Origin of the sequence: Cohaesibacter intestini (genome assembly GCF_003324485.1) — a bacterium.
GTDB classification, from domain to species: Bacteria; Pseudomonadota; Alphaproteobacteria; order Rhizobiales; family Cohaesibacteraceae; genus Cohaesibacter; species Cohaesibacter intestini.
Map to the genome: position 1 here is coordinate 1,066,045 of NZ_QODK01000001.1, position 12,525 is coordinate 1,078,569.

Sequence of the window (12,525 nt, forward strand, 5' to 3'; positions counted from 1 at the left end):
AGGATGGCAACAAAGGGATCCGGATTGCCAAGCCAAAGCGGGCTTGTCTGGTTGGAGTGGCATTGAATTGGCCTTCGCATTGAAAATAGGTAGCTGGCTTTGTGCCGTCTTTATCATTTTCTCAGCCCTTGTCTGGCTGGTGGGAGGCTTTCTGGTGACCAGTGCGATATCCAACAATGCGGCCCTGCCTGCCGGGTTTGACCTGATCCCGTCAAGTTTCTGGCCTGTGCGTGCTGTCGTATCCGCTCTTGGTGTGGTGGGTGCGGTTATTCTGGTCTTGTCTCGCCCGTCTTTCTTTCGGGTGGTTTCCATTTGGTTTGCAAGCGAGCTGGTGCTGATTGGCTGGCTCTATGCGGCCGGTTTTCTTGTCTCGCAATTCGATAGTTTCGAGGCCGTGCGCAGTTTGGTAATTTTGCAGATGTGCGGTCTTTGCGTGGTGCTGTTTGCCTGGGTGAAACAGACCTCGCTCTATCGATCCAGACTTCCTCAGGAGTGAATGAAATGTCGTATGATCTTGTTGTGATTGGTACGGGTCCGGGCGGCTATGTCTGTGCCATCCGCGCAGCCCAGCTTGGTATGAAGGTTGCTGTCGTCGAAAAACGCAAAACCCACGGCGGGACCTGTCTGAATGTTGGCTGCATTCCGTCAAAAGCCCTGCTGCATGCGTCCGAGCTGTATGAGGAAGCCGAGCATGACTTTGCCAATATGGGCATCAAGGTCGGCAAGTTGCAGCTCGATCTCAAAGCCATGTTGGGCCACAAGGACGAAGTCGTTGAGAGCAACGTCAAGGGCATCGACTTCCTGTTCAAGAAGAACAAGATCGATGTCTTCCAGGGGCTTGGCAAGATCGTTGCTGCCGGTAAGGTCGAAGTGACCCCGGACGAAGGCGATGCGCAGGTTGTTGAAGCCAAGAATATCGTGATTGCCACAGGTTCCGATGTTGCCAATCTGCCCGGTATCGAGATTGACGAGAAGCAGGTGGTGTCCTCCACCGGTGCGCTCGATCTCGACAAGGTGCCAGAGAAGCTGATCGTCGTCGGCGCTGGTGTGATCGGTCTGGAGCTTGGTTCCGTTTGGCGTCGTCTGGGCTCAGACGTCACCGTGGTTGAATTTCTTGATCGCATTTTGCCGGGTATGGATGGTGAAATCGTCAAGAATGCCCAGCGGATGTTTAAGAAGCAGGGCTTCGACTTCAAGCTTGGCTCCAAGGTGACCGGCATTGAAAAAGCCAAGAAGGGCTTGAAAGTCTCCATCGAACCTGCAGCAGGTGGCGATGCCAGCGAGCTGGAAGCCGATGTCGTGCTGGTGGCCATTGGCCGTCGTCCCTATACTGACGGTCTGGGTCTGGATGGGGTTGGCGTGCAGCTTGATGAGCGTGGCCGTGTCGCGACTGACGCGCATTTCAAGACCAATGTGGACGGCATCTATGCGATTGGTGACGTGATTGCCGGTCCGATGCTGGCGCACAAGGCAGAAGATGACGGTGTTGCTCTGGCCGAAATGCTGGCCGGGCAGGCGGGCCACGTCGATTACAATCTGGTGCCGGGCGTTGTTTACACCATGCCGGAAATTGCCGTACTGGGCAAAACCGAGGAACAGCTAAAAGAAGCGGGCGTTGCCTATAATGTCGGCAAGTTCCCCTTCATGGCCAATGGCCGCGCCAAGGCAAACCGCCATAGCGACGGCTTCGTCAAGATCCTTGCGGACAAGACCACCGACAAGGTGCTTGGCGTGCATATGATTGGTGCAGGTGTTGGTGAGTTGATCCACGAGACATCTGTCTTGATGGCATTCTCCGGCTCTGCTGAAGATCTGGCGCGCACCATCCATGCCCATCCGACCCTGTCGGAAGCGGTCAAGGAAGCCGCGCTTGCCGTCGACAAGCGGCCGATCCATATATAAGAATCGAGCATAGCCGTGCTTGAAAAGGCCGCCTTCGGGTGGCCTTTTTGTTATGAGTGGGTGAGATCCTTGCCTGCCCGGGCGTCAGAGCCTATTGCTTCCAGAGTACGAAGGCGCGCTTTTCGGTTGCCTTTCTTGGATCGTGGTAGTCATCAAAGATCGTGGCTTCCATGCGACGCCCATTGATCGAGACTTTTACCGTGCGCTTGGCAAAAAAGGTGCGGAACATCACGGACAGCCCGAAATCGCCTTTCTTTTCGGCAATGGCACGGCCCCATGTACAATCGCGCGGTGCGCAGGCCGTATAGGCTTTGACCTGAATGTGGGGGACGGTGTCGTCGGTGCAGATGGCGCGGATTTCCAGTTTGGTCAAATCCGAGCGGTTGCCGGCAAAGGGATTTGTCCAGGTACCAAGCGTTTGCGACTTGATGCAATTGCCCGCGAGCGACGGACCAGCCATCGCCAGCAAGGCGACGATGAGGAATATTGCCCGATATACCATGCGGTCTCCTCCGCTAAATCTTGAGTCGACAACGCAATACTATCAATAAATGGTTACAGGTCTCTTAAAACACAATTTCGTAGAAATTGCGAGACCGTCAATTTTGACGGGCGTATGAATAGATTATTCCCAGTATTTATATTGCCCTTTTCAAGATCTTGGATGCGCTTTTTTGTAGATATCCATTAGCTCGGTCATTTCTACTTCCGTGTAAGCTTGGGTGGTGGAGAGCGACGCGTGACCGAGCAATTCCTGAATGGTTCTGAGGTCTCCCCCATTGGCCAGCAGGTGGGTGGCAAAGGAATGACGCAGGCCGTGCGGTGTGGCGCTGTCGGGCAGGCCCAGCGATCCGCGCATGCGCTGGATGACCAACTGAATGATCCGCGGGCTCAGGGGGCCACCGCGCACGCCGCGGAAGATCGGCTCATTTTCCTTTAGCTCAAATGGGCATAGGGAAAGATACTGGTCAATGGCTTGCTGGACGATTGGCAGCACGGGCAGGCGGCGTTGCTTGCCGCCCTTGCCAAGCACGGTCATGGCGTCTTGCCCCGGTAAAGGGGCGGTTTTCAGCGTCAGGGCGAGGGCTTCGGAAATACGCAAGCCCACCGCATAGAGCAGCAGCAATACCGCGCTGTCGCGGGCGACGACCCATGGCTCTTCAGCGAGGGAATTTTGTGGGTCGACCAGAGCGCGGGCCTTGTCGATGGTCAGGGGCTTGGGCAGGGAGCGGGAATATTTCGGTGTCTGGATGGCATTGAAAGGGGCGGTGGAGGCCTTGCCCTTCTCTTCGAGAAACTGGGCGAAGGACCGGACCCCGGCCATTGAGCGGGCCAGAGACCGCGAGGACAGGCCCGTGGCGCGGCGCCGGGCCATGAAGGCGCGAATGTCGGCAGGGCGCAGGGCCGGGAAATGATCAAGCGACGCCACTTCCCCCATATGCTCGGTGAGGAAGGAGAGGAACATATCCAGATCCTTGTCATAGGCCTTCAGGGTGGCATCAGACAGGCCGCGCTCCTTGCCAAGGCGCGTCAACCAGCCTTGCTGCTCCTTGCGCAGGGCAGGGGTGGCGATGATCAGCGGGCTGGTGTCGGTTTTTGTCTTTCCCTTGGGCATCTGGGGCTCCCGGCTGGTTCGCTTGTCCTTTGGTCGTCTTTAAACAGGTCGATTCAAAATCCCCGACACTGGTGACAGCATCGGGGACAAACTTTACGCAGATTTTAAGGCTGCTTCCAGAGCTGACCCGGACAGGTCACTGGATGCCGAATGCCCTTAGATGATGGACTGGCCGGTTTTCGCCCAATCAGCGAGGAAGGATTCCAGACCCTTGTCGGTGAGGACGTGGTTGGCAAGGCCCTTGATCACGGATGGTGGGATGGTGGCAACATCGGCACCGGCCATGGCAGACAGTTTGACATGGTTTGGTGTGCGGATGGAGGCAGCCAGAATTTCGGTCTGGAAGTCGTAATTGTCATAGATGACGCGGATGTCTTCGATCAGTTCCATGCCATCGATGTTGAGGTCGTCCAGACGGCCGATGAACGGGGAAATGAAGGTGGCACCGGCCTTGGCAGCCAGCAGGGCCTGATTGGCCGAGAAGCACAGGGTCACGTTGACCATGTGGCCCTGATCGGTCAGCGCCTTACAGGTTTTCAGGCCGTCGATGGTCAGAGGCACCTTGATGCACACATTGTTGGCGATTTTCAGAAGCTCTTTGGCTTCAGCCAGCATAGCGTCGGTTTCCAGCGCGGTGACTTCAGCGGAAACAGGACCATCGGTCAATTCGCAGATTTCGGCGATGACTTCTTTGAAGTCGCGGCCGGATTTGACGATCAGGGAAGGGTTGGTGGTGACGCCATCAATCAGGCCGGTGGCAGCCAGTTCGCGGATCTCGTTGGTGTCTGCAGTATCGACGAAGAATTTCATTGCTTCAGTGCTCCGTATCGGTTCGATCAAGCGGTTCACACCTGCTTTGCTCCTCGATAGACACAAGGCGAAAAGCTTGATCAGCAATATTGGCAGAATGCAGCCCCTGTGCCATGGCTGGCCGTCAGGGCTCGGGCATCAATCTGTGCCAAATCAGATGATGGATTTCCAAGACAGATTTGCCTATGTTCCTTAAACCAAAGTTCGGTGACAGTCAGCCCTCAACCACCGAAATGCTGAAACTTTTCCCGCCGCCAAAGCCAAAAGAGGTCATCTTGTCACCGTCTGAGCAAATCGTATCAGTCCTCGTGCCAGTCTATGTGGACAATAGCTACAGCTATCGGGTGCCTTCGAGCCTTGTTGGCGGAAGGGATGCTGGCGATGGGCGTTTGCAGCCCGGTCAGATCGTCCGGGTGCCGCTGGGGCCGCGTTCGGTGTTGGGGGTGGTTTGGGATGACGACTGTAACTTTTCCGATGCTGCCCGACTGAAAGATGTGGAGCATGTCTTCCCGGATGTGGCTTTCTCGAACAGTTTCCGACGGTTTGTCGACTGGATTGCCAGCTATACGCTGGCCCAGCGGGGTATGGTTTTAAGGATGGTGCTGCGCGGTGAAGAGGCCTTGTTGCCCGCCAAACCGGTCAAGGCGCTGCGTCTGACAGGTGCGCCGCCTCCGCGCATGACCAAGGCAAGGGAGCAGTTGCTCGATGCGATGCAAGGCGGTCTGGCGGAAACCAAGGCCGATCTCATTGAGCGGGTCGGTGTGTCTGGGTCGGTGATCGATGGTCTGTTGAAAAGTGGCACTCTGTCGCCCTGTCTTCTGCCGCCACCACCGATGGTGGAGCAGCCGGACGCGGATTTCGCGCCACCAAAGCTCAATGACTTGCAGGAAGAGGCGGCCAAAGGGATCCGGGATGCGGTGCGCAAGCGGGCGTTTGCCGCCCAGTTGCTGGACGGGGTAACCGGGTCTGGCAAGACGGAGGTCTATTTCGAAGGGGTGGCAGAGGCGATTCGCGCGGGGCGGCAGGTGCTTGTTCTGGTGCCGGAAATCGCGCTGACGTCGGCTTTTCTCGACCGGTTTGCCGCGCGCTTCGGGGTTCTGCCGGGTGAATGGCATTCCGGCCAATCACAGCGTTATCGCAATCAAATCTGGCGGGCGGTGGCAACCGGCGAGGTGCAGGTGATTGTCGGCGCGCGGTCCGCCCTGATGCTGCCCTTCCGCGATCTCGGTCTGATCGTGGTCGATGAGGAGCATGACGGCGCTTACAAGCAGGAAGACCGGGTGATCTACAATGCCCGGGACATGGCGGTGGTGCGGGCGCATCAGTCCGGTTTTGCCGTGGTGCTGGCCAGCGCGACCCCCTCGGTGGAAAGCCGCAACAATGCGGATCTTGGGCGCTATGAGCATATTCGCCTGCCGGATCGGTTTGGCGGTCAATCGATGCCAGACATTGCGCTGGTGGACATGCGGGCCGATCCACCGGAAAAGGGCAACTGGCTGTCACCGCGTCTGGTCGAGGCGGTCAATCAGACCTTGGAGGCCGGAGAGCAGAGCCTGTTGTTTCTCAATCGCAGGGGCTATGCGCCGCTGACGCTCTGTCGGACCTGTGGGCATCGGTTCCAATGCCCATCCTGCTCCACATGGCTGGTGGAGCATCGCTTCCGGCAGCAGCTTGTTTGCCATCATTGCGGCCATTGCGAACCGGTGCCGCCATCCTGCCCATCCTGCGGGGCGGATGACAGTCTGGTGGCCTGCGGGCCGGGGGTGGAGCGCATCGCCGAAGAGGCGGCCGCCCTTTGGCCAGACAGGCATATTGTTATTCTGTCGAGCGATCTCATCCCCGGAGTGCAGCAGCTGCGGGCCGAGTTGGAGCTGATTGCATCAGGCAAGGCGGACATCGTCATCGGTACGCAGTTGGTGGCCAAGGGGCACAATTTCCCGGCCATGACGCTGGTCGGGGTGATTGATGCGGATCTGGGGCTGGCGCATGGGGATTTGCGGGCCGGTGAGAAGGTTTTTCAGACGCTGGCGCAAGTAACAGGCCGTGCCGGGCGTCATCGCGGACAGGGGCGGGGGCTGTTGCAGACTTATGCGCCGGACCATCCGGTGATCAGGGCATTGGCAGAAGCCGACCGCGAAGGCTTCTATACCTATGAGCTCGAACAGCGCAACCGGGCCGGGATGCCACCTTTCGGGCGGCTTGGGGCGGTGATCGTCTCGGCAGAGGATCGCGGTGCTGCCTTGGCCTATGGACGGGTGATGGCACAAATGGCCCCGCGGGAAGAATCAGTGCGGGTGCTGGGGCCAGCCGAAGCACCTCTGGCGGTGTTGCGCGGGCGCTATCGCTTTCGCCTGCTGGTCGCGACCCCGCGCGCCTTTGCGCTTTCTCCATGGCTCAGGCACTGGTTGTCCCTTTGTCCCAAGCCGTCGGGGTCGGTTCGTGTACAAATCGACGTCGATCCTGTGTCTTTCGTGTAAAAGCATGAGTAACATAATTAGTCTTTTGCATTATAAGACCGATTTACGACTTATGGCTTGCAAGGTAGTGTTGCGCAGGCACAAGGCATGTGCTAGACGAGCAACGGTTTTAGGGGTCATGTGGCCCCGGACAGATGAGACAAAACTTCTGTCGTGATCAATTTTCGAGGGGAAATTGGTCATGGGTGCAGAATTAATCTCCAAATGTCAGAGAGCGACCAGGTGACGGATAACAATTCAGAAATTTCAGGAGTGGCCGAGCGGTACGCGCGCGCATTGTTCGACCTGTCCCTTGAAGAAAAGGCAATTGATGCAACCGAGGCAGATCTTGGTCGTATCGAAGCCATTATGAATGAGAGTGAAGACTTCATGCGGCTTGTCAAAAGCCCTGTTTTTACTTCTGACGAACAACTGGCTGCAGTTTCGGCGTTGCTCGACAAAGCCAAAATCGAAGGCATTGTCGGCAACTTTGTTCGTGTCGTCACGTCCAATCGTCGGCTCTTCTCTCTGCCGGGGATTATCAAAGCTTTCCGCAAAATTCTTTCCAATCATCGTGGTGAGCAGGTGGCAGAAGTCACGTCCGCTCAACCGTTGAGCAATGACGAATTGGAGGCGCTCAAAGCGTCGATCAAGGATGCATTGGGCAAGGATATTGCGATCGATGCCAAGGTTGATCCAGAGCTTCTGGGCGGCCTTGTCGTAAAAGTAGGTTCGCAGATGATTGATTCCTCTGTGCGCACAAAACTCAACTCGCTCAAGATTGCACTGAAAGAGGTCGGCTGATGGATATTCGGGCCGCGGAAATTTCCGCAATCCTCAAAGAGCAGATCAAAAACTTCGGCTCAGACGCTCAGGTCTCCGAAGTTGGTCAGGTTCTGTCTGTTGGTGATGGTATCGCCCGCATCTATGGTTTGGACAATGTTCAGGCCGGTGAGATGGTGGAATTCCCTGGTGGGATGCGCGGTATGGCGCTTAACCTTGAAATGGACAACGTTGGTGCCGTGCTTTTCGGCGACGACCGCGACGTCAAGGAAGGCGACATTGTTAAGCGTACCGGCGCCATCGTAGATGTACCTGTCGGCAAGGGCCTTCTTGGCCGTGTCGTTGATCCGCTTGGAAACCCAATTGACGGTAAGGGCCCAATCGAGGCTACCGAACGTCGTCGTGTGGACGTGAAGGCGCCGGGTATCATCCCGCGTAAATCTGTTCACGAACCAATGCAGACCGGCCTGAAGGCCGTGGACGCTCTGATCCCGATTGGTCGTGGTCAGCGCGAGCTGATCATTGGTGACCGACAGACCGGTAAAACCGCGATTGCTCTCGATGCCATTCTGAACCAGAAGTCGATCAACGACACCGGTTCGGAATCCGAGAAACTGTACTGCGTCTATGTGGCCGTTGGTCAGAAACGCTCTACGGTCGCCCAGTTCGTGAAGGTTCTGGAAGAAAATGGCGCGCTGGAATATTCCATCGTTGTCGCCGCTACCGCTTCCGACCCTGCGCCAATGCAGTTCCTGGCTCCCTTTGCCGGCTGCGCGATGGGCGAATATTTCCGTGACAATGGCATGCACTCCCTGTTGGTCTATGATGATCTGACCAAACAGGCCGTTGCCTATCGTCAGATGTCCCTGCTGCTGCGTCGTCCTCCTGGACGTGAAGCTTATCCAGGTGACGTTTTCTATCTGCACTCCCGTCTTCTGGAGCGCGCTGCGAAGCTGAACGAAGACAATGGTCTTGGTTCCATGACCGCTCTGCCGGTTATTGAAACCCAGGCAAACGACGTGTCCGCGTTCATTCCGACCAACGTGATTTCGATCACCGACGGTCAGATCTTCCTGGAAACCGACCTCTTCTATCAGGGCATTCGTCCTGCTGTGAATGTGGGTCTGTCGGTTTCCCGCGTGGGGTCTTCGGCCCAGGTGAAAGCCATGAAGCAGGTTGCTGGCCCGATTAAGGGTGAGCTGGCTCAGTATCGTGAAATGGCTGCGTTTGCGCAGTTCGGCTCCGACCTTGATGCCACGACCCAGAAGCTGCTGAACCGTGGTGCCCGTTTGACCGAGCTGTTGAAACAGCCTCAGTTCTCCCCACTGAAAGTGGAAGAGCAGGTTGCTGTGATCTATGCCGGTGTGAATGGTTATCTGGACGGCATCGAAGTCAACCAGGTTCATGCGTTTGAAGAAGGCCTGCTTTCCGTGCTGCGCAACGAGCATAAAGATCTGCTCGATGGCATCCGCGAGAAAAAAGCCCTCGACGACGAACTTTCATCCAAACTGAAGGCGGCGGTCGACAGCTTCGCAAAGAATTTTGCGTAAGGTCTGTAGACTGACGGGGAACGGAGGCTAAGAATGCCAAGCCTTAAGGACCTCAAGAATCGTATCGCCTCGGTTAAGGCGACACAAAAGATCACCAAAGCCATGCAGATGGTGGCGGCGGCAAAACTGCGTCGGGCTCAGACCGCTGCAGAAGATGCCCGTCCCTACGCTGAACGCATGGACGAAGTGCTCGCCAACGTGGCTGCCAATTTCGCCGGTGATTCCGCCGCGCCGAAATTGTTGTCCGGCACTGGTTCTGATCAGAACCATCTGCTGTTGGTTTGCACCGCAGAGCGTGGTCTTTGTGGCGGCTTCAACTCTTCGATCGCGCGTAAAGCGCGCGATCACGCCCGCGCTCTGAAGGCAGCGGGTAAAACAGTCAAGATGCTGTGTGTCGGCAAGAAGGGCTATGATGTCCTGAAAAGCGAATTTGGTAACGACATCATTGATGTCGTGGATATGCGCGATCTGAAATCGATCAGCTTCTCCGATGCCGAAGTTCGTGTGGGCCGCCCGCTTCTCTACAAGTATGAGAATGGCGAGTTCGATGTCTGCACCCTGTTCTATGCGCGCTTCCAGTCTGTGATCACTCAGATCCCGACCGCGACGCAGATCATCCCGGCTGTTTTCGAAGAGAAAGAGGACGATGGGTCTAAAGCATCTGGCGCCATATACGAATATGAGCCAGGTGAAGAGGAAATCCTTGCGGATCTTCTTCCAAGAAACGTTTCGGTCCAGATTTTCCGGGCGCTTCTTGAAAATGGTGCTTCTGAGCAGGGCGCGCGTATGTCTGCAATGGACAACGCAACGCGCAACGCTGGTGACATGATCAGTAAACTGGAAATGTCTTATAACCGCCAGCGTCAGGCACAGATCACGGGTGAATTGATTGAGATCATCTCAGGTGCTGAGGCGCTCTGACGGCGATTGATGAGGATAGACGAATGGCAGCAAGCAAAGCTACCGGACGTATCACGCAGGTTATCGGCGCTGTTGTGGACGTCCAGTTTGAGGGTGAACTTCCACCCATTCTGAACGCACTTGAAACCGACAATAACGGCAACCGCCTCGTTCTCGAGGTGGCACTCCATTTGGGTGAGAACACGGTCCGCACCATCGCGATGGACAGCACCGAAGGTCTCGTTCGTGGACAGCCTGTCACCAATACCGGTCAAGCAATCGCTGTGCCTGTTGGTGCAGAAATGCTTGGTCGTATCGTCAACGTGATTGGCGAACCAGTGGACGAAGCGGGCGAAGTGAAAACCTCCGCAACTCGCGAGATTCACCAGCAGGCACCTGCATTCGTGGAACAGTCCACCGATGCGGAAATCCTGGAAACCGGTATCAAGGTCGTTGATTTGCTCGCTCCTTATGCGAAGGGCGGTAAAATTGGTCTGTTCGGTGGTGCCGGCGTTGGCAAAACCGTTCTGATCATGGAGCTGATCAACAACATCGCGAAAGCACACGGTGGTTATTCGGTGTTTGCTGGTGTGGGCGAGCGTACTCGTGAGGGTAACGACCTGTACTGGGAAATGATCGAATCCGGCGTGAACAAGGAAGGCGGCGGCGAAGGCTCCAAATGTGCCCTCGTTTACGGCCAGATGAACGAGCCTCCAGGGGCCCGTGCCCGTGTGGCTCTGACCGGTCTGACGGTTGCTGAGCATTTCCGTGATGAAGGTCAGGACGTTCTGTTCTTCGTGGACAACATCTTCCGCTTCACACAGGCCGGTTCCGAGGTGTCTGCGCTTCTGGGTCGTATTCCTTCCGCTGTGGGTTACCAGCCAACTCTGGCAACCGACATGGGTGCGCTTCAGGAACGTATTACCACCACGAACAAAGGTTCGATCACATCCGTGCAGGCCATTTACGTGCCAGCCGATGACTTGACCGACCCGGCACCAGCAACCTCGTTTGCCCACTTGGATGCAACCACGGTTCTGAACCGTGCCATTGCTGAAAAAGGCATCTACCCGGCTGTTGACCCGCTTGACTCGACCTCTCGTATGCTTGATCCGCGCATCATCGGTGATGAGCATTATGAAGTGGCCCGTCGCGTTCAGGAAACCCTGCAGCGCTACAAGGCTCTTCAGGACATCATCGCCATTCTTGGTATGGATGAGCTGTCCGAAGAAGATAAAATGTCTGTGGCTCGTGCTCGTAAGATCGAGCGCTTCTTGTCCCAGCCATTCCATGTGGCCGAGGTCTTCACCGGGTCTCCTGGTAAACTGGTCTCTCTCGAAGACACCATCAAAGGCTTCAAAGGCCTGGTGGAAGGCGAGTATGATCACCTGCCGGAAGCTGCTTTCTACATGGTTGGTTCTATGGAAGAAGCCATCGAGAAAGCCCAGAAACTTGCAGCAGACGCCGCTTAAGCGGCGTCTCACTCCTCGGGAAAGTAGGTATATATCATGGCCGAACCTTTCAGCTTTGAATTGGTTTCCCCGGAACGACTGGTTCTTTCTGAAGCCTGTCTGTCCGTCGTGGTGCCTGGCATGGACGGTTTCTTCACCGTCCTGAAAGACCATTCGCCCGTGATCGCTTCTATTGCCCCTGGTGTTCTGGAAGCTGAAATGGAAGATGGCAGCAAGCGTGACATTTATGTCCGCGGTGGCTTTGCCGACGTTGCCGCTTCCGGTTTGAAAGTGCTGGTGGAACAAGCGCTTCCCATCGAAGATCTGGACCATGACAAAGTGGCCAAACTGATCACCGATGCGGAAGAAGATGTTGCCGATGCGCAGAGTGATGACATCAGGAACGAAGCCGAGTTGCGGCTCGCTCGTCTGCAAAAGCTGCAGTCAGCGGTTTCCAAGTAAGACCGTCAACGAGCGATGGAAATCACAAAGCCGCGGACCCAAGGGTGCCGCGGCTTTTTTGTATCTTGCTTCTTTGTTTGTCTGCTCTATTTAATCAGTGGCAGAAAGGCCTTGACCAGCTGATCATACACATCGCGCTTGAAGGGGACGATCAGGCTTGGCACCTTTTCAAGGTCTTCCCATCGCCAGCCTTGAAATTCTTGCTCATGTTTGCCGCCGCCTGGCTTGAGCACATCAATTTCGCTGTCATGGCCCTCAAAACGAAAGGCGAACCAGCGCTGCCTTTGGCCGCGGAACTTGCCTTTCAAGCCAATGCCGAGCAAGTTGTCTGGTAGATCATAATAGAGCCAGTCTTCCGCTTCCTTCAAAAGAGAGATGGATCTGATCGAGGTTTCCTCGAACAATTCGCGCTCGGCAGCCACAAGCGGATCTTCTCCCTTGTCGATGCCACCTTGGGGCATCTGCCATGTATGGGCGCTTTTCAGCAACTCAGGTGAGTTGACGCGGTCCCCGATCCAGACCTTGTTGTCCTTGTTGAATACACAAACGCCGACGCAGTCACGGTAGGGATAGTCTTCACGGGATTTCATGTCACA

At 56.1% G+C, this 12,525-nt stretch carries 12 protein-coding genes; 8 read left to right on the forward strand and 4 right to left on the reverse strand.

Annotated elements, in window-relative coordinates:
- Positions 1-154: 154 nt before the first annotated feature.
- A complete protein-coding gene (locus tag DSD30_RS04570) occupies positions 155-496 on the forward strand; it encodes a hypothetical protein (protein ID WP_157967562.1) in 342 nt (113 codons plus the stop codon).
- Between the two features lie 5 nt (positions 497-501).
- Positions 502-1,902 (forward strand): dihydrolipoyl dehydrogenase, encoded by a 1,401-nt coding sequence (gene lpdA / locus DSD30_RS04575; RefSeq protein WP_114008646.1) that lies wholly within the window; start codon positions 502-504, stop codon positions 1,900-1,902.
- A gap of 91 nt (positions 1,903-1,993) precedes the next feature.
- Here the strand turns inward: lpdA and DSD30_RS04580 are convergent, their stop codons facing one another.
- The 3 genes from DSD30_RS04580 to fsa form a co-directional block, all read right to left on the reverse strand.
- Positions 1,994-2,404 carry a hypothetical protein gene (locus DSD30_RS04580; protein WP_114008358.1) on the reverse strand — a complete coding sequence of 137 codons (411 nt, stop codon included), beginning with the start codon at positions 2,402-2,404 and terminating at the stop codon, positions 1,994-1,996.
- 150 nt (positions 2,405-2,554) lie between these two features.
- On the reverse strand, positions 2,555-3,517 hold the full coding sequence (locus tag DSD30_RS04585; protein ID WP_114008359.1) for a tyrosine recombinase XerC: 963 nt from the start codon (positions 3,515-3,517) through the stop codon (positions 2,555-2,557).
- 156 nt (positions 3,518-3,673) lie between these two features.
- Positions 3,674-4,327, reverse strand: coding sequence for a fructose-6-phosphate aldolase (gene fsa / locus DSD30_RS04590; protein WP_114008360.1), 654 nt, complete (start codon positions 4,325-4,327; stop codon positions 3,674-3,676).
- 185 nt (positions 4,328-4,512) lie between these two features.
- Here fsa and DSD30_RS04595 point away from each other — a divergent pair, with 185 nt between their 5' ends.
- The 6 genes from DSD30_RS04595 to DSD30_RS04620 all read left to right on the forward strand — a co-directional run bounded on the left by DSD30_RS04595 (position 4,513) and on the right by DSD30_RS04620 (position 11,929).
- Positions 4,513-6,804 carry a primosomal protein N' gene (locus tag DSD30_RS04595; protein ID WP_425359444.1) on the forward strand — a complete coding sequence of 764 codons (2,292 nt, stop codon included), beginning with the start codon at positions 4,513-4,515 and terminating at the stop codon, positions 6,802-6,804.
- A 222-nt stretch (positions 6,805-7,026) separates the two neighbouring features.
- A complete protein-coding gene (locus DSD30_RS04600; RefSeq protein WP_114008648.1) occupies positions 7,027-7,587 on the forward strand; it encodes a F0F1 ATP synthase subunit delta in 561 nt (186 codons plus the stop codon).
- Positions 7,587-9,116, forward strand: a complete 1,530-nt coding sequence (atpA, locus tag DSD30_RS04605) for a F0F1 ATP synthase subunit alpha (protein ID WP_114008361.1) — start codon at positions 7,587-7,589, stop codon at positions 9,114-9,116. Before DSD30_RS04600 ends, atpA begins: the two co-directional genes overlap by 1 nt.
- Before the next feature lie 33 nt (positions 9,117-9,149).
- Positions 9,150-10,037 (forward strand): F0F1 ATP synthase subunit gamma, encoded by an 888-nt coding sequence (locus DSD30_RS04610; protein ID WP_114008362.1) that lies wholly within the window; start codon positions 9,150-9,152, stop codon positions 10,035-10,037.
- Between the two features lie 23 nt (positions 10,038-10,060).
- Positions 10,061-11,488: a F0F1 ATP synthase subunit beta gene (gene atpD, locus DSD30_RS04615; RefSeq protein WP_114008363.1), complete on the forward strand. Its 1,428-nt coding sequence runs from the start codon at positions 10,061-10,063 to the stop codon at positions 11,486-11,488.
- 36 nt (positions 11,489-11,524) lie between these two features.
- Positions 11,525-11,929 carry a F0F1 ATP synthase subunit epsilon gene (locus DSD30_RS04620; protein WP_114008364.1) on the forward strand — a complete coding sequence of 135 codons (405 nt, stop codon included), beginning with the start codon at positions 11,525-11,527 and terminating at the stop codon, positions 11,927-11,929.
- Between the two features lie 86 nt (positions 11,930-12,015).
- Here DSD30_RS04620 and DSD30_RS04625 read toward each other — a convergent pair whose 3' ends face one another.
- The gene (locus DSD30_RS04625; protein WP_114008365.1) at positions 12,016-12,519 is read right to left on the reverse strand and encodes an RNA pyrophosphohydrolase; all 504 of its coding nucleotides are present in this window, start codon (positions 12,517-12,519) and stop codon (positions 12,016-12,018) included.
- Positions 12,520-12,525 lie beyond the last annotated feature (6 nt).

Excerpts from the sequence above, each read along its gene's own strand:
- DSD30_RS04595 (WP_425359444.1), top strand. The coding sequence starts at position 4,513 with ATGTTCCTTAAACCAAAGTTCGGTGACAGTCAGCCCTCAACCACCGAA.
- atpA (WP_114008361.1), top strand. The coding sequence starts at position 7,587 with ATGGATATTCGGGCCGCGGAAATTTCCGCAATCCTCAAAGAGCAGATC.
- DSD30_RS04610 (WP_114008362.1), top strand. The coding sequence starts at position 9,150 with ATGCCAAGCCTTAAGGACCTCAAGAATCGTATCGCCTCGGTTAAGGCG.
- DSD30_RS04585 (WP_114008359.1), bottom strand. The coding sequence starts at position 3,517 with ATGCCCAAGGGAAAGACAAAAACCGACACCAGCCCGCTGATCATCGCC.
- atpD (WP_114008363.1), top strand. The coding sequence starts at position 10,061 with ATGGCAGCAAGCAAAGCTACCGGACGTATCACGCAGGTTATCGGCGCT.
- DSD30_RS04620 (WP_114008364.1), top strand. The coding sequence starts at position 11,525 with ATGGCCGAACCTTTCAGCTTTGAATTGGTTTCCCCGGAACGACTGGTT.
- DSD30_RS04625 (WP_114008365.1), bottom strand. The coding sequence starts at position 12,519 with ATGAAATCCCGTGAAGACTATCCCTACCGTGACTGCGTCGGCGTTTGT.
- lpdA (WP_114008646.1), top strand. The coding sequence starts at position 502 with ATGTCGTATGATCTTGTTGTGATTGGTACGGGTCCGGGCGGCTATGTC.
- DSD30_RS04580 (WP_114008358.1), bottom strand. The coding sequence starts at position 2,404 with ATGGTATATCGGGCAATATTCCTCATCGTCGCCTTGCTGGCGATGGCT.
- fsa (WP_114008360.1), bottom strand. The coding sequence starts at position 4,327 with ATGAAATTCTTCGTCGATACTGCAGACACCAACGAGATCCGCGAACTG.